17 protein-coding genes are annotated in these 15146 nt (G+C 66.9%); 10 read left to right on the forward strand and 7 right to left on the reverse strand.

Annotation, left to right across the window (positions count from 1 at the left end; genetic code table 11):
* Nucleotides 1–12: 12 nt before the first annotated feature.
* The 3 genes from LY40_RS17955 to LY40_RS17965 form a co-directional block, all read right to left on the reverse strand.
* A complete protein-coding gene (locus tag LY40_RS17955) occupies nucleotides 13–1188 on the reverse strand; it encodes a trans-sulfuration enzyme family protein (protein WP_258937505.1) in 1176 nt (391 codons plus the stop codon).
* 107 nt (nucleotides 1189–1295) lie between these two features.
* Entirely contained in the window at nucleotides 1296–2015 is a 720-nt protein-coding gene (locus LY40_RS17960; RefSeq protein ID WP_258937506.1) for a B3/B4 domain-containing protein, read from the reverse strand.
* Nucleotides 2008–2613, reverse strand: a complete 606-nt coding sequence (locus LY40_RS17965; protein WP_258937507.1) for a helix-turn-helix domain-containing protein — start codon at nucleotides 2611–2613, stop codon at nucleotides 2008–2010. Before LY40_RS17965 ends, LY40_RS17960 begins: the two co-directional genes overlap by 8 nt.
* Before the next feature lie 474 nt (nucleotides 2614–3087).
* Here LY40_RS17965 and LY40_RS17970 point away from each other — a divergent pair, with 474 nt between their 5' ends.
* Entirely contained in the window at nucleotides 3088–4278 is a 1191-nt protein-coding gene (locus tag LY40_RS17970) for a competence protein CoiA (protein WP_258937508.1), read from the forward strand.
* Nucleotides 4279–4318: 40 nt separating this feature from the next.
* Here the strand turns inward: LY40_RS17970 and LY40_RS17975 are convergent, their stop codons facing one another.
* Nucleotides 4319–5449 (reverse strand): hypothetical protein, encoded by a 1131-nt coding sequence (locus LY40_RS17975; RefSeq protein ID WP_258937509.1) that lies wholly within the window; start codon nucleotides 5447–5449, stop codon nucleotides 4319–4321.
* 345 nt (nucleotides 5450–5794) lie between these two features.
* Here LY40_RS17975 and LY40_RS17980 point away from each other — a divergent pair, with 345 nt between their 5' ends.
* The 3 genes from LY40_RS17980 (at nucleotide 5795) to LY40_RS26555 (ending at nucleotide 7564) form a co-directional block, all read left to right on the forward strand.
* Entirely contained in the window at nucleotides 5795–6214 is a 420-nt protein-coding gene (locus tag LY40_RS17980) for a hypothetical protein (RefSeq protein WP_258937510.1), read from the forward strand.
* A gap of 72 nt (nucleotides 6215–6286) precedes the next feature.
* On the forward strand, nucleotides 6287–6769 hold the full coding sequence (locus LY40_RS17985) for a hypothetical protein (RefSeq protein WP_258937511.1): 483 nt from the start codon (nucleotides 6287–6289) through the stop codon (nucleotides 6767–6769).
* A 312-nt stretch (nucleotides 6770–7081) separates the two neighbouring features.
* A complete protein-coding gene (locus tag LY40_RS26555; protein ID WP_372497757.1) occupies nucleotides 7082–7564 on the forward strand; it encodes a tyrosine-type recombinase/integrase in 483 nt (160 codons plus the stop codon).
* Here LY40_RS26555 and LY40_RS17990 read toward each other — a convergent pair.
* A complete protein-coding gene (locus tag LY40_RS17990) occupies nucleotides 7453–8607 on the reverse strand; it encodes a hypothetical protein (protein ID WP_258937512.1) in 1155 nt (384 codons plus the stop codon). The two genes, LY40_RS26555 and LY40_RS17990, sit on opposite strands and share 112 nt — an antisense overlap.
* 285 nt (nucleotides 8608–8892) lie before the next feature.
* On the opposite strand from LY40_RS17990, the gene LY40_RS17995 reads away from it, so the two are divergent.
* A complete protein-coding gene (locus LY40_RS17995; protein ID WP_258937513.1) occupies nucleotides 8893–9441 on the forward strand; it encodes an NUDIX hydrolase in 549 nt (182 codons plus the stop codon).
* Here the strand turns inward: LY40_RS17995 and LY40_RS18000 are convergent.
* A complete protein-coding gene (locus LY40_RS18000; RefSeq protein WP_258937514.1) occupies nucleotides 9427–10566 on the reverse strand; it encodes an NsdA family TPR-like regulatory protein in 1140 nt (379 codons plus the stop codon). The two genes, LY40_RS17995 and LY40_RS18000, sit on opposite strands and share 15 nt — an antisense overlap.
* Nucleotides 10567–10713: 147 nt before the next feature.
* On the reverse strand, nucleotides 10714–11100 hold the full coding sequence (locus LY40_RS18005; protein ID WP_183658578.1) for an XRE family transcriptional regulator: 387 nt from the start codon (nucleotides 11098–11100) through the stop codon (nucleotides 10714–10716).
* A gap of 146 nt (nucleotides 11101–11246) precedes the next feature.
* Between LY40_RS18005 and LY40_RS18010 the strand changes: the two genes are divergently transcribed.
* From LY40_RS18010 to LY40_RS18030, 5 genes are read left to right on the forward strand one after another with little or no spacing between them, the layout of a single operon-like run.
* Nucleotides 11247–11528 carry a helix-turn-helix domain-containing protein gene (locus LY40_RS18010; RefSeq protein ID WP_258937515.1) on the forward strand — a complete coding sequence of 94 codons (282 nt, stop codon included), beginning with the start codon at nucleotides 11247–11249 and terminating at the stop codon, nucleotides 11526–11528.
* The gene (locus tag LY40_RS18015; protein WP_183658583.1) at nucleotides 11525–11875 is read left to right on the forward strand and encodes a WhiB family transcriptional regulator; all 351 of its coding nucleotides are present in this window, start codon (nucleotides 11525–11527) and stop codon (nucleotides 11873–11875) included. The genes LY40_RS18010 and LY40_RS18015 overlap by 4 nt, the downstream gene beginning before the upstream one ends.
* Complete coding sequence (locus LY40_RS18020) at nucleotides 11872–12201, forward strand: hypothetical protein (protein WP_258937516.1); 330 nt, start codon at nucleotides 11872–11874, stop codon at nucleotides 12199–12201. Before LY40_RS18015 ends, LY40_RS18020 begins: the two co-directional genes overlap by 4 nt.
* Entirely contained in the window at nucleotides 12198–12989 is a 792-nt protein-coding gene (locus tag LY40_RS18025; RefSeq protein WP_258937517.1) for a hypothetical protein, read from the forward strand. Before LY40_RS18020 ends, LY40_RS18025 begins: the two co-directional genes overlap by 4 nt.
* Nucleotides 12986–15118: an FtsK/SpoIIIE domain-containing protein gene (locus LY40_RS18030; RefSeq protein WP_258937518.1), complete on the forward strand. Its 2133-nt coding sequence runs from the start codon at nucleotides 12986–12988 to the stop codon at nucleotides 15116–15118. The genes LY40_RS18025 and LY40_RS18030 overlap by 4 nt, the downstream gene beginning before the upstream one ends.
* The last annotated feature ends 28 nt before the right edge of the window (nucleotides 15119–15146 follow it).

The following is a 15146-nucleotide window of genomic DNA, read 5'->3' on the forward strand; positions in this document are numbered from 1 at the left end:
CGCGTGGTCCGGTCATGTGCGGGGGCCGTAAACGGTGGTGAGGGCGGCGTCGAGGTCGGCGATGAGGTCCTTGGCGGATTCCAGGCCGACGGCGAGACGGATCAGTCCATGGTCGCCGAACGGCTCTCGGAAGCCGGCGGCGCGCTCTGGGGGGTAATGCTCGTATGCGATGAGGGTCTCGTCGTGGCCGAGTGAGACCGCCGAGGTGATCAAGCGCAGGTCGTCGATGAACTGGACCCTGTCCTGGTGGCTTCCGGCGATGGCGAAGGACACGATTCCGCCGTAGCCGCCGGTCAGCTGCACCGATGCCGACGCATGATGGGGATCGCCTGCGAGCCCCGGGTAGGCGACGAGATCGATGCGGGGGTCGGAGGCGAGGAACTCAGCGATGGCCTGCGCGTTCTCGCAGTGTCGCTGCAGGCGCAGAGGCAGCGTCAGTGATCCCCGCATGATCAGCCAGGCGTTGAACGGCGCGATCGCCCCGCCGACGTGGTGGAGTGCGCCGAATTTGATCTGGTCGACGAGATCACGGTCGCCGATGGCCACTCCGCCCATCGCGTCACCGTGTCCGTTGATGTATTTGGTGAGCGAGTGCATGACCAGGTCGGCCCCGTGATCGAGGGGGCGCATCAGCGGAGGCGGGGTGAAGGTCGAGTCCACGGTGAGCAGAGCTCCGGCGCCGTGCGCGATTCGGGCCAGGGCTGCGACGTCGGCGACCTTGGGATCAGGGTTACAGATGACCTCGGTGTGGATCAGTTTCGTGCTCGGCCGGATCACTGCTCGGACGGCGTCGAGGTCGGTGATGTCGACGAGGTCGACCTGGACGCCCATCTTCTTCGGCAACAGGGAGGTGAGCAGGTCAAAGGTTCCCATGTAGACGATGTCGGAGACGATGACGTGGTCTCCGGGGGCCAGGATTGTGAAGAACGCGCCGTGCAGCGCTGCCATCCCCGTCGTGAACACTGCGGCGGCCTCGCCGCGCTCGGCATGAGCGAGCTTGTCCTGCAGACCGAGCTGATTCACCCCCGACTCCCGGGTGTAGACCAGAAGATCGGGATCGTCCTCGGCCAGAGCAGTCGGATCCGCGGGAAGGCGATAGGAGTTCGCCATCGCGATCGGGGTGCGAATCGCGCCGGTCGTCTCATCGGGCCGGTTGCCGCCGTGGACGGCCCATGTGTCCCCAGTCAACGTCGCATGGTCATGTCTGTCAGGGCGAGGGACGTCCACAAAAGACTCTTCGGTACTCATGAAAGGTGTGTTCCCGGCGTTCGTTCGGACGTTGTCATGTCGGCTGCTCATGGAGCTTGGATCAGTCGTCGCGAATCGCGCACGTCGGGGCCGAGCTGAGTGAGGGCCTCGACCAGACTGTTCCCGGCCGCGGCCAACTCTTCGGTCGTAGCCGGGGCGAGGGCGTCGAGGATGAAAAACGCCGTCCGGGTGCCGTCGGTGAGTCCGGTGCGTCGGCCCTGACGCCAGTTCCAGCGTCGGCAGGTCACCCCGGCGTCGTCGCACCATACGACTTCGCCCGTGTCCGGATACTCGCGCACCATTTCTCCGTTCGCAGTCGTGTCGAAAGGTTCGTCGCCGTTGGCTCGGATCAGCCGGGCTGGCCCTTCGTACTCGTGGAAGTCCTCGCCGCCGAGTGGGATCTGGTGCAAGACGGAGATCGCGTTGTAGATGTCGGTGAGCGCGTTGATCCGTGGCAGGCCCTTCTCCGCACGCCGAGTGAGGGCCTCGAGGCTGTTGCGGGTGCGCTGCGGCTTCGCGCCGAACGCCCGGTACGCCTCCCGCCACGCGGCAATGTGGTCCAGCTCGTCCACCGGCGAGGCAGCGAGTAGCGCTCGCGCATGCGCCTCGGCCCGGTCGATCAGCTCGTCGACCGCCGAGGAGGACACTCGAGGATTGATCCCGCTCACCAGGACGAGAAGCGCGCGGTAGTCCGGGCGCAGCTCGAGCACGGCAGGGTCGACCTCGCACTCGGCGAGGAACGCGTCGAGTGCTTGGGTCTCAGTCATCGGTGGTCTCCGTTAGGTGGGCGTGTCCCACACCGGGCTCGTGGACGCAGAGCGTGAACCGGGCCGGGTCGTCGTTCGGGTTGGAATAGGAGTGCTCGGCATCGCCGTGAAACACCAGCGCGTCACCATCCGCGAGCACATGAGACCGCCCGTGGACCTCGACCGTGAGCGTGCCTTCCAAGACCTGGAGGAGCTCGCGGGTGCCGGCGGCATGGGCCTCGCTCTCATGGCGGTCACCGGGCGCGAGCGTCCAGTTCCACAGCTCGATAACCTCCGGCGGCTCCGTACTGGACACGAGCACGCCGCGCCCACCCTGCTCGCCGGTCCACAGCGCTGCACCCTGACCGGCGCGAGTCACCTTCGCTGCCTTCGGTGCCGGAGGCTCGACGAGGGCGGGCAGCGCCACCCCGAGAGCGTCGGAGAGCCGCAGCAGCGTGCCCACGCTCGGGTTAACAGCCCCCTGCTCGACACTGACGACCATGCGCCGGCTCACCCCCGCACTCTGGGCGAGCTGGTCAAGCGTCCAGCCGTGGGCAGCGCGTTCCTGCTTCAGTCTCGTGCCGATGGCGCGTGCCAGGCTCTCTGCTTTCACGTCCATAAGTGCATCATAGTGCACAACGAGGGCATCATCTGTGCCAGTCGGCGATGCTCACGTATCTACGTGGCGGAATCGTCCAGCTCGTTCGGGCCGGGTCGCCACCCGCACGCGGTGCCCGCTCAACCTGCGTGCCTCTCCGAGCTCCCTTTCGCTGGAACCTGGCTCTCAACGCCCGAATCGCACGCGCGAATACCCCGCACGACCAGCAAACCCGCTGATATCGCAACTGATGCGAACTCGCGCTGCTTGTTGTGAGCGGCGGTAATGATGCTCGGCCAGGCGGGTGAGACTGCGACTGGGCGGGCCGGTCTTGTCGGTCGTGGGTGCCACCATGCGACTGGACCACCGAGCGTGGATGTGGGGCCGCGGGGGAGCGATGGCATGCCGTTGACGACATACCTGACTGATCGGGATCTCGTACTCGATGCCACTCGAGACGAGAGCGACGTGGGCGGAGGCATGTCCTGGCAACAGGTGCGTGACGACGACACCTTGCCGATGAAATGCCGCGAGTGCGGTCGCGACATGCACCCTCGCGGCGGTGCGAACCGGGGCAAACGGCCCCACTTCGCGCATAACAAGGACTCGAGTCGGCCCACGTGCCCGGCCGAGAGCGAAACGCGCGAGCATCGGGAGCTGAAACGACGCTGCGCCGAGTGGGCTCGACGACCGGGGTGGCACGCCGCCCTGGAAGTCACCAGCCCCACCAAGGACTGGCGTGCCGACGTTCTGGCCACCGATCCGCAATCGCAGCGTCGTGTCGCGTTCGAGATCCAGCTCAGCCCCCAGACCGAGGAGGGTGCCCGACACCGCAGCAGGCGCTACCGGGAGGCGGGGATCGAGTGCGTGTGGATCGTCAAAGGACATCAACGCCCGTGGTTCCGAACCCATGGCGCGCTCGTTGTCACCGGGCCCACAGCCTCGGCGGGCTCGCAGGAGCGTGACTGGACGGTGGTCGACGGGTGCCAGCGCTACATCGGGACCGAGGAGGGCGGAATCTGGTGCCCGGTTACGTCCGTGCCGTTGTCTCAGGTGGTGTACTCCATCGCGCGCGGGCAGGTAGTGCCCTCCCGCAGAGACCCGTATCTCGACAGCGGCGAGTGGTGGTGGATCCGAGCCGATCGCCGGCAGCACTGGACAGATCCCGTCGCACAACCAAGCAAACCCCCACGCCGCCAGCCGAAGCGGAAGCCGACCTCGCGAGACACCCGGCCACGCACCCAGACCGCCCGCTCAACTGGAGCACTCCACGCTCGTTCCTCGTCCCCGCGGACGCCCGCCACGCCGTCACCGACTACCGCCGCGTCGGTCAAGACGGATCCGCCACCGGCGCCGTCACCACCCGAGCCGCCGACGACCCCCACCCCGGAGCCTCCGGCCGTAGAACACACGAAACCGCAGGCCAACCCACACAAGCGTGTGCCCACCCCGCCCCGCGATCTGACACTTCGTGAAAGCCTCGCCGACGCGCTGGGCGGTCCCTGGCCAGCCCGCCGGTACGGCAGCGCCGCTATCTGTGCCCTCTTCCTCGGCCTGATCGCCGCCGCAGTCAGCGCTGGTGTCACCAACGCCGCCCTGACCGAGTTTGCCCTCTGGGTGGCCGGCACCTGGGGTGCCGTGATCCTGCTGGGCGTTCTGATCTCGGGTGTACGTCGGTATCGCTAGCGTCGATGTTCAGGAAGGGCGCTCACCGCTGACCTGCGGGTTACCCCTCCGGCAGGACAAAGTCCGGCGATGACGCCACTCGGGTGGCTCTCAAGACCTGGGCGAGCGTCGAGAGCGCTTCGAAGACGCCGAGGGTTTCGCTGAGGAACTCCAGGTAAGTCATCCCTGTGGGGTCTTCATCGCTGACAACCCGGCCCGTCTGAAGATCGTGGTGCGCCGTGGCGTGCCCGATCGTGTTGCGTCGACGGTTGTCGAGCAGAACCGCGAACGACTCCCAGCCGGGCACCTGCTCCACGTAAGCGATCTTGTACGCGCTGGGCAGCTTGTCGAATTTCTCGAGGCTCTTGGGGCGCTTTTTCACGGGCACGCTCTCGGGGTGGACGTCCCCGAAGTCATCGGGACCGCCACGCTTCACAGTGTTCTGAGCTGCCACCAACGGCCACAGGCACTTGCAAGCGAGCTCGAATCCTTGCTGGTAAAGGTCCCTCACCGTCGAGAACTCGTCCCGGAACAGCACCAGCTCCTCGAAGGCCCTCTTCTCTTTTGCACCGATGAACCGGCCGAGCAGACCCATCTCCCACGACTCGTGCCGCTCTACAAAGCGGTTGAGCTCGGTGAACAGATCTCGTTCCAGCACGGCAGACGTCTCCCCCTTACGTCGGAAGGCCCTGAGGTGGTCCGCGTGCCGGTCCATCGCTGCGGTGTGCTTCCGCGCGAAGCGGTCGAGCACTTTCGCGTTGGAGTTGCCCGTGTTTCCCGTGATCATCGTCGTGGCCATCGCCAGCGCCTGGTACGCGACGCTGGTCCGTTCGTGGCTCGTGTGCGGCTCCCACTCAAGCCCGAGCTGCTTCTGCGCGATGCGAGTGAACATCTCGGCATTGCCCTGGAGGTAGTACTGAAACAGCATCCGGATCCGGGGCCACAGGTCCCGGCAGGCGTCGAGAGCCTGGTGGCGCTCCGACCTGAACTCGCGAAAGACGTCGTCGCCGAGGATCTGCAGGAGTGTGAACGTGGGGAATGCCCCGGTGGGATCGAACGAGTCCGCCCCGTAGAACGACGGCACGAACGGATTGACGGTTATGACCGGCACGTCGTCCGGTTCGGGCTCGTGGCTGTTCAGTACCTCGCAGTCGATATCGAGTCGGTGGGTCGAGAGCTCGGTGCCTGACATCGAGCCTTGAATCGGCAGGTGGCACAGGGGGGCACGGTAGGTAGAAGCGAGTCCCGCCGGTCGGCTCCACCCCGAGCCGAGCGACAAACATCTCCTCACAACCGGGACATCTGAGGTGATATCGGGAGATCATGGATCCAGATTATCGACGGTCCGTGTGCCTACCACTCGAAGCCGCCGACTATCCAATGAAGCTGCGGGCCCGAGGCGTCGAGACACACTTGATCTGTCGGCACGGGTAATCCAGTGGTCATCGCAGGGCGTCCTGACACGGGTCGGCGGCCGGGTGATAATCCGCTGTATCACCCGGCGACCCTGTCGGGGCTCGCCGCTACGGTTCCGCCCATGACCGAGCCTGACGAACGCCCCGAACCGGACCCGCTGGCGCCGTACCCCACCCTCGCTGAGCGGGACGCCGGCACACCACCCGAACCCGAGCTCTACGAAGGCGTCCCACCCCACATGCAGAAGCACCTCTCCGACTGGGTTGGGCGATTCCTACAGGATATCGAGGGGCTGGCCGAGAGGGTCACTGCACGAATGAGGATGCACTGGACGGCGAGAGTCACGCCGCTTTCTGGCGGTGCCCGTTTGCTGACCAGTCGAGAAGCGATCATGCGCGTTGTCAACGGTCGTACCGACGGCATCGACTCGCACCGTCCGCTCGAGCCGCTGACTGCCGTCGATGCGGCGATCAAGTTGCATCCCTACTGGGATACGGACGACGAGTACGACCTGGTCGAGTGGGAGGGCGAGCTCGAGTAGTTACAGAATCTCCTCCAGGACTGCGGTTCGGCTTGGTATCTCGATGGTGAGCTACGGGGGCTGTATCGGCGGGTGGATCCCACGGTCACCGAGGCCTGGCGTCGTACACGCGAGTTGGCCGAGAAGGCGGGGCGGGTCAAAGCGTCGGAGAACTTGGCAGAGGCGTGGCGCGAGCTCTACGGCCAGCATCCGGACCCGAGCGCCAGCTACTCGGCGGCGGTGAAAGCGGTCGAGAACGCCGCGCTCGACGTGGTGTTCCCGAACCGCCAGCCAGGCCAGTTGAAGACCATCCACGCGGCGAGCCGGGAACTGCGCAAGCATCCGGGTCGCTGGCGGTTTGTCCTGCGGGAAGCCGAGACGGTGCCGGTGGGGCAGGGGTCGACCGAGGTCGTGACCACGATGCTGGACCGGTTTCTGCGCGGCGAGACCGATCGGCACGCGGACGACGAGAACCGGGCGAGCGAGCCAGCCGAGGCAGCCGCGGCGCTGCACCTGGCGGTTGTGTTGGTGCAGTGGTTCGTCACCGGTGCCGTTCAACCGAAGGACTCGGCGTGAGCGCCGAGTTGATCCGTCCTGAGGCGTCGTCGCGAGGGCGAGCACTGACCTCGGCACGGTCTCGGTGGCCGGCGAGTTGGTCGAACGGGCCCATGCCGAGCGCGCCGAGCTGGCCGGGTTGCCGCAGCGGGAACAGGTGCTGCTGGCGGCGTGGCTGGCCTCGTTGCGGTCGCGGCGTATGCGCCGGGCCTACAGCGGGGACCTGCTGTCCTGGCTGGCGTGGCTGGGCGAGCGCGAGGTGGACGTGCTCTCGGCGGGGCGTGTGCACGTGGACTTGTGTGTGCGAACAGGAAGTCACGGGCGGCGTCGACGATGTGCCGGCGACTGTCGGCGCTGTCGTCGTTCTACCGGTACGCGGCCGCGGCCGGCCTTGAGGGATGGCGCCGGTTGTCCGGGCCGCTCGTGGCCACTGCCAGCGGCGACCGGCTGCGGCAGAACCACCTGTGGGAACTGGTGCGCCGGCTGGCCCGCACCGCTGGGATCGACGTGTGGGACCAGCTCTCGGCCCACAGCCTGCGCCACACCGCCATCACCCTGGCCCTGGATGGCGCGGCGAACATCCGGGACGTGCAGGACTGGGCCGGCCACCGACCACGCCCGCGGCAGCCTCGACCGCAGCCCGGTCCACACCCTGGCCAGCTACCTCGGCTGACTGTTGACCTCCAAGCCGATCTGGGAAGCCATCACGACCCGGGTTCGGACGGGGAGGCTGCGTTCCGTGCAGTGATGCGGTCGGTGAGTTCGATTGTGGCGAGGTACCACCAGAACAACCAGTCGAGGAAGGCCTCGTCATAGCTACTTTGCTGGTTGGCATTCTGGTGGCGCAGGTTGAAGTTGTTGGCGATCTGGAACAAGGCCTGCTCGTCCTTGGCGATCAACTGCTGCTTGATAAACTGCCGGCGTTCTTCCAGGATCTGGCAGAGAACCACCACGGCCGAGCGTTTCGTGTGTCTGTCGGCGTCGCGGGCACGGAAGGTCGAGATGGCGTGGCGAAGCTGGTCACCTACTTCGCTCTCACTGGAGCTCATGGCCTGGAGGAGTTCACTACGCTCGTCGCCGGGTGCGGTGACCATGCGGCCGATGTCGTCTCCATCTTCTGCGAGGCGTAGACCGATGTCGCTACGGTCCAGTAGCTGATTCACGCGCCAGCGGTAGACGGCGCGACCGGACTCGATGGAGAAGTGGCTGTGGTGCCACCCGCAGCCGGCGTAGTTGTGGAGATGACGTCTACTGGGGCGGGCGACCAAGTCGTGCAACACCTCGACGACGTCGCAGAACAAGTCGAGGTCGGTCGCCAGGTTCTCAGATTGTAGCGGCCACACTCCGGGGGCACCGATCTCATGCTCGATGACCGCAGACGGGTCGGTTGTGGCGGGAGCGTCGACGCAGTCTTTTTCGAAGCTCTTCTCGAAGTAACCACGGTCGTCGAGCTCCTGAATCAGCGCAACGAACTGTCGGATCGTTGCGGATTGGCGTGCCAACCGTGCCGGTGTGCCATGTTGTCGTTGTGACCAGTAGGCCCTGCGATGTTGAGGACCTTCGTGGAGATGCTCCGCGTTCTGCAGGAGGTCGCGAAGGAACCGGTGCTTGTTGTTGAGCTTGTTGCTGTCTCTGTACGAGGGCGACCATGTATCGGCGGTGGGCTCGTCGGCGAGATCGCGGAACTCGCTACGGGGGCCGCTGCTCGCGTCACCAACGAAGGCGTCTTCCAGTAGTAGCTCGCAGCGGTCGTCCCAGTCGTGTAGCTGTCGCCTGTTGAGCAGGCTGGATGCTTCCTGCACGAACAGCCATCGTGGCCAGCGCAGCTGATAGTCGGTATCGGTGAAATGGGAACGCACAGCAGCATCATCTCTCGGTTCGCTGCGACGATGGCGGCGAGGTTGGCGGCGGTGTGGCCGGCCACATGCGCCGTGCACGTCCGCGCACCCGCGCCTGCAGCCTCGCCCTTTGGCGACGTCCTGATGTTCGGTCTGGATCCGGTAGGCGCCAGCGTGGTGTGCGGCGTGACGTACCGCGGCGAGCACGGCGAAGCGGACGACAGCATGCTCATGCTCGAGTCCTTCCTGAGACCACGGTCGTCGGCTACCACCGCGACCGTCGCCCCGGACCCGTAGCCTGTGGTCGTGGCTGAGGAACGTGGCGCATGGCAGACCTTCGGTGAGCGGCTGGTCTACGACAACCGGTGGGTGCGACTGGGCTTGACCGACGTGCAGGCTCCGAACGGGGAGCGCTGGGAGTATCACGTCGTCCACCTGGCGCGGATCGCGATCGCGCTCGTGATCAACGACCGCGACGAGGCGCTGATGCTCTGGCGGTATCGGTTCGCGACCCGGCAATGGGGGTACGAGCTGCTCGGCGGGCTCGTCGACGACGGCGAGGACTCAGCTGGGACCGCGGCTCGGGAGGCCGCGGAGGAGAGCGGCTGGAAGCCGACCGGCGAGGGCGAACACCTCGTGAGCTTCGAACCGCTGCCCGGCCAGGTCACCGCTCCGGTCGACGTCCATGTCTGGCACGGGGCCGAGCACATCGGCGACCCGACGGACACCGAGGAGGTCGGCACCGTCGAGTGGGTGCCGCTGTCGCGCGTCAACGAGCTCGCGCGGCGGCAGGAGCTGCTGGGATCCGGCACGTTGGTGGCGCTGCTGTACTACCTGAACTCACGACGCGCGTGACCGGCTCGTCGGCAGGACCAGGCCGCTGAGCCTGCGCAGGTGGCGATCCGAGCGGATCTGCTTGCCGAGGGTGCGCGCCTGCCTGGCATAGGTTTGGGCCTCGTCACGGTTGCCTGCCGCAGCGTGCGCGTAGGCGAGGTCGACCATCATGCCCACGCGGGCACGCACGAACGCCTTGGGCAGGCGCGGCAGGGCGGCGGCGAGCTGGTCCACCGCTCCGAGGTCGCCCACCTTGGCGAGCGCGTTCCCGCGCCAACGATCGAGGTGCGAGTCACCGAGGAACAGGAACGGCAGCGCCGGGTCCTGCGGGTCGTTGGGCAACAGGCGGGTCGCATCGTCGAAGGCCGTCAGTGCCGCGTCCGACTGGCCGAACGCGGCGAATCCCTCGCCCGCTGCCGCCGACAGCCATGCCTGCAACAACGGTGATACGTGATCGGCGCCGAGTGCTCGGGCATGTTCCAACTGCTCGACCGCGTGGCGGGTCTCGTCGATGTCGATGAGGACGAACGCTTGCTCGGCAAACGCATGCGCGAGCATGGCGGTCGAGCCTGCCTCGCGTGCGGCATCCTTCGCACGTTCGTAGTGGTCCCATGCCTGGCTCACGGCGTTGCGGTCGAGCGAGACCCAGCCGGCCAACGTCGATGCCTCGGTGAGGACGCCCGCGAGCGCCTTACGTTGGCCACGGGCGGTGCTGTGCCGGAGCAGTCCAGTTATCTGGTCGATGAGGTGCTGCAACTGCTCCAGCAGGAGGACACCGCCGAATTGCCTGTCGGCACGGCGTGCGTTGTCGACCTGCTGACGGAAGGCCTCGACCGCGCCCTCGTCGACGGTGCGCGCCAGCGCGAGTCGAGAACGTAGCTCGCCGACTTCGTTGTCATCCTCGTCGTCCGGGAAGCCGAGATCGCTGTTCCTGCGGCCGTAGATCTCGCGGAACAGACGCCGGTACGGCTCACTGACCGTGGCGTGACCGTTCTCCCACAGGGACAGCCGCGTCTTGAGGCTGCTTGCTTCCATGATGGGAATGCCGCGCTTGTCGGCGCAACGGATCAACAGGTCGATGACCTCGGCTGCTTTCAGTCCGAGTTCGGCCTTCCGAACCCGCTGCAATTTCGTCGCATAACTCATCGCCGATAACCCCTCTGACCAGGGAATTTATCGCGGGTTAATGGCTCGGAAGTTAACCAGCGCCACCTGCGCAGAGGGCTTTTCCTGGCGTTTTCTTGGGTCATGAACAACGCAGACCTCAACCGGCGCAGGGCAGCCATCGCGGACCTACCGGGGACGTCGACTCGGCGGCGGGACGTCGCGGGTACCGGCCTTGGTGAGTTCGTCCAGGCGCGCGGTGATCTCGTCGAGCCGGCCCTCGATCGCACCCAGGCGGGACAGGATCTTGTCGGTGGCGTCATCACCGGTTTCGCCCGGTGCCAACGGTTTTCGGCCGGCGAGGACGGCCGCGAGATGACCGGGGTGCCACTCCAGCGCCAGCGACAGTGCCTCCAGGGTGCGGGCGCTACGGCGGCGTTCGACGGTGCGGTGCTGGATCTCCCGCACGATCGCCTGAGACACGTGGGAGCGATCGGCGAGATCGCGTTGGCGCAACCCGAGCTCGTTCATGCGCTCGTTGATCGCCCGCGCGACAGCCGTCCAGTCCTCGGTCACCAATTCCTCCGTGGTCCGCCTCGGCGCCGAGATTAGCGCTTCATTGCGGTTTCGTGCCCCTGGCTCGCGCGAACTGGCCCATTCTGTCGTCATTTAAGCTGAAATCAGCTCAAATTCACGCTGAAATCCTTCTAAGGAATTCGTTCATGGATACCCCCATGCCGAATGCCGGTGCGCCGGTGTTCTACACAGTCCGAGAGGCGGCGCTGATCGTGCGCGTCGACCCGTCCACCCTCTACCGGGCCATCCGCGAGGACGCCTTCCCCGCGGTCCGTGTCCGCTACCGCTACGTCATCCCGGCGGCGGCGCTCGAACAGCTCGTCACCGCCGCCGCTGAGTCCGGGCAGTGCGTCGATCCGGCGCGCATGATCGCCGAACGTCGGACCGCTCGGGAGATCGCCCGCCTCAACGGGGGTGACGCCCGATGAACCAGGACGACTACGACAAGCTGGCCGCGGACCTCGACTACCTGGCCGACGTACCTGACGAGGTCCTCCGCAGCATCGTCAGGTGGGACGGCCTGTGCTTCTGGGCCTTCGACCGTGAGCTCCTTCCGGATCTCACCGGTGCGGCCGACCCCGACCGGGCGCTCGCCTCGTGGGCGTGCGCGGGGTGCCCCGTCATTCAGGAATGCCTCGAACTCGAGCTGCGCGAGGCCGGTGAGGACACGCTCGGGATCTGGGGCGCCCTCTCCGATACCGATCGCCGTCGTGTGCACCGCGTCTGGAAGTGGCGGCACGTCAACCGGGGCGTCTGGGGAGGTGACGACGAATGACGATCGACCTCACTCCCGAGCAGGTTCTCGCAGGTGCGGGTGTACTGCTGGCACTGGCGCTCGTGTGGCGGGCCGGTAGGGCCCGCGCGCGGAAGGCGGCCGAGAAGGCACGTGCGGGAGCCCGGGTGGTGTCGCTGGTCGGACGTGTCGGCCTCATGGCGGCCGCGTTCGTCGGCGTGCAGTGGCTCGTCATCACCAACCCCGGCAACACGACGCTGCTGATCGTGGTGCTCGCGCTGCCGGACCTGCTGGCGGCATACGTGCTCACCCGCACGCTGACGGTCACGTCGCTGGACACGACCACCAGGCGGAGTGATCGGCGATGAGTGGGGACGGATCGAACCGGGTGGCCGCCGACGGGCGGCCACCCGGCCCTGCCCGGAAGGCCGACGTGCTCGTCCGTGACGCGGCGGACGCTGCCGAGCTGCGTGCCCACCAGACCGATCCGGATGTCGTCGCACTCCGGGTCGAGCGGGTGCGTACGCAGGTGGATCGGTTGTGCTGGGCCGGTATCGTGCTGGGGCTGGCGTTCACGATGACGAATGTCCAGTCGTTCGCAGCCGGCGACGCACCCGCGTGGTCGCTGCCGTGGCTTGCGGCGTGGTTGCTCGATCCGACGGTGTCCCTCGTGCTCCTCGCGATCCTGCGCGCCGAACAGGTGACCGCTCGATACCAGATCGCCACCGGGCCGTGGGTGCGCCGGGCGAAGTGGTTCACGCTGTCGGCAACCTATGTCATGAACACCTGGGAGGCGTACGCGAACGGTTCTCCGGCGGGCATCGTCCTGCACTCGGTGCCGCCGCTGCTGGTGTTCGTGGCCGCCGAAGCCGTAACAGACCTGCGCGACAAGCTGACCGACGCCGTGAACGCGGCGGTATGCGAGGCCAGACGGGAAGGCGATCGGCCCCCGCGTCCTGTCGCCACGGAGGCCCGCAAACCGGCGCGTCGCAAGCTGTTCAACGACTACCTCGACGAGGCACGGCAGGCATGGACGCCGGAGGTCGTCATCACTCCGGCGTGGATCCGTGAGGCGACCGGATGTTCGCGCGGATTGTCGTCGCGTCTCGCCGAAGCCCTCGCCGCGGAGATCGTGTCGGGAGGTGACCGGCCATGAACGACGACGCGGATTCCGTGAACGTCGGCTCAGAGGTGGCACCGGACCGTTCACGGGATGTCGACAGAGCGATCCTCGACGGCGAACTCGTGGAGGATCAGCCTTTCCCGTCCGTCCGGCTGCCGTGGTGGTTGCGGTTGAAGCGGTGGTGGCAGGCATCCCCGCGGGTACCGGTGAGCCTGAAGACGCGCGAGCAGGCGAAACAGCTCGTGAAGGACTGGATCACCGTGGTGCTGCGCTCGCCGTGGCGGCTGCTGCGGGCGGTGGGCCGCGGTGTGGTGACCGGCTTTCGCCTGTGGCGGAGGTGGGTCACCGTGCGGGACTACCGCGAGGCGGCCGAGGAATCCCGGAAGCTCGCCGACAAGTTCACGGAGATCCGTGAACTGACGTTGTTCCGGTGGAAGGTGACCGGTGCGGTATCCGTTGCGGCGGGTGTCCTCATCGCCGTGGCCGCATACGTGTGGGGTGAGGTTCCACTGTGGACCATCGGCGGTGTCGCATGTGTGGCATTGGCGGTACTCGGCCGACGTAAGGACGGCCAGCCGGGACGTAAACCGTCGTTGTCCGGTTCGCGTGCGCTGACGTGGACGATGGATCCGCAGATCCTCGTCGACGCGTTCCGCGATGCCAAGCTGCTCGGCAAGGACGAGTCCCTACGTCTGGTGCAGCGGGCCTCTCGGGTGGGCGATGGCTGGTCTGTGACGGTCGACCTGCCGGCCACCCGCAAGGCGGCGGACGTGGTGAAGCACCGGGAGGCGTTGGCCTCGGCGCTGGCAGTGGACGAGATCCAGCTGATGGTTGAACGCGTGCGCGGCAACGGTGGACACGCTGGTCGGGTGGCGATGTGGGTCGCCGATGAGGACCCGTATGCCAAGCCGCCGTTGCGCACGCCGCTGGTGAACCTGCAGCACTGGGATGCCTGGAAGCCGGTGCCGTTCGGGCGGGATGCACGGGATCGCAAGATCGACCTGCCGCTGGTGTGGACGTCGTTGCTGGTCGGTGCCATCCCGAGGCAGGGAAAGACGTTCGCCACGCGGTTGGCAGCGGCCGGGCTGATCCTCGACCCGCACACGCGGCTGTACGTGGCGGATTTCAAGGCCGGCAAGGACTGGATGGCGGCTGAACAGGTGGCTCACCGCTTCCTGTCCGGCGACGATGCCGAGCACATCGTAGCGCTGAAGGACTGGCTGGTGGAGCTGGTGGCCGAGGTGCAGGACCGGTATCGGCGGATGCGTGACCTCGACGACGAGGTCTGTCCGGAGTCGAAGGTGACACCGGCGATGTCGCGGGACACGGCGTTGAACATGCCGATCACGGCGCTCTTCATCGACGAGGTGCAGGTGCCGCTCGAGGACCGGACACCCATCGAGGTGCAGGGCAAGAACGTGCCGGCAGGGGAGTACATCGGCGAGCTGCTGACTTGGTTGGCGAAGAAGGCTCCGGCCGCGGGCATCGTTCTGGTTCTCGCCACACAGCGGCCGGATTCGAAGACGATCCCGTCGGGACTGCGGGCCGTGCTCGGGTCACGCTTCGCGTTGCGTGTCATGGATTGGAGGGACAGCAACATCGTGCTGGGCGAGCAGATGAACACGCGCGGCCACGACAGCAGCCGGCTGCTTCCCTCGCACAAGGGCGTGGGCATCCTGCGTCCCGACGGCGAGACCGAGGCGGGGGCGGACGTGCTCGCGATGACGGTGCGGACGTACTACATGCCGGGGGAAGACTGGCAGGAGATCTGCCGTCGCGGGCGTACGCTGCGGCAGGCTGCGGGGACGCTGACGGGACATGCGACAGGGGAGGGCACGGCGGTCCGGGTGGACCCTGCGGCCGAGGCGAAGGCCATCGGTTCCGGGGCCAGGGTTGCGGCGGAGCTGCCGGAGCCGCTCTCGGAGGTGTTGGAGTACGTCGACGAGCACGCAGGGGAGCGGGAGTTCATCCCCACGGCGGAGCTCGTGGACGCACTCGACGTCGACCCGAACGCCTTCGGCCGGCAGATGACGGAGTTGGGCTGCTCGTCGGAGCGACGACGAGTCCCGGCGGAGGACGGCGAGGTGCGGCAGGTTCGTGGATACGTGGTCGCCGATTTGAGGCGAGTGGCAGAGCTGCAGCGTGACGGCGGTGATCTGTGATGCCGTCACAGGCGTCCTGGGCGTCACG

Origin of the sequence: Prauserella salsuginis (genome assembly GCF_024648885.1) — a bacterium.
Lineage (GTDB): Bacteria > Actinomycetota > Actinomycetes > Mycobacteriales > Pseudonocardiaceae > Prauserella > Prauserella salsuginis.

Bases quoted from the DNA above. Each gene is read 5' to 3' on its own strand.
- LY40_RS18015 (WP_183658583.1), top strand. From the start codon at position 11,525: ATGAACCAGGACGACTACGACAAGCTGGCCGCGGACCTCGACTACCTG.
- LY40_RS26555 (WP_372497757.1), top strand. From the start codon at position 7,082: ATGTGCCGGCGACTGTCGGCGCTGTCGTCGTTCTACCGGTACGCGGCC.
- LY40_RS18010 (WP_258937515.1), top strand. From the start codon at position 11,247: ATGGATACCCCCATGCCGAATGCCGGTGCGCCGGTGTTCTACACAGTC.
- LY40_RS17960 (WP_258937506.1), bottom strand. From the start codon at position 2,015: ATGACTGAGACCCAAGCACTCGACGCGTTCCTCGCCGAGTGCGAGGTC.
- LY40_RS18025 (WP_258937517.1), top strand. From the start codon at position 12,198: ATGAGTGGGGACGGATCGAACCGGGTGGCCGCCGACGGGCGGCCACCC.
- LY40_RS17965 (WP_258937507.1), bottom strand. From the start codon at position 2,613: ATGGACGTGAAAGCAGAGAGCCTGGCACGCGCCATCGGCACGAGACTG.
- LY40_RS17975 (WP_258937509.1), bottom strand. From the start codon at position 5,449: ATGTCAGGCACCGAGCTCTCGACCCACCGACTCGATATCGACTGCGAG.
- LY40_RS18030 (WP_258937518.1), top strand. From the start codon at position 12,986: ATGAACGACGACGCGGATTCCGTGAACGTCGGCTCAGAGGTGGCACCG.
- LY40_RS18000 (WP_258937514.1), bottom strand. From the start codon at position 10,566: ATGAGTTATGCGACGAAATTGCAGCGGGTTCGGAAGGCCGAACTCGGA.
- LY40_RS17980 (WP_258937510.1), top strand. From the start codon at position 5,795: ATGACCGAGCCTGACGAACGCCCCGAACCGGACCCGCTGGCGCCGTAC.
- LY40_RS18020 (WP_258937516.1), top strand. From the start codon at position 11,872: ATGACGATCGACCTCACTCCCGAGCAGGTTCTCGCAGGTGCGGGTGTA.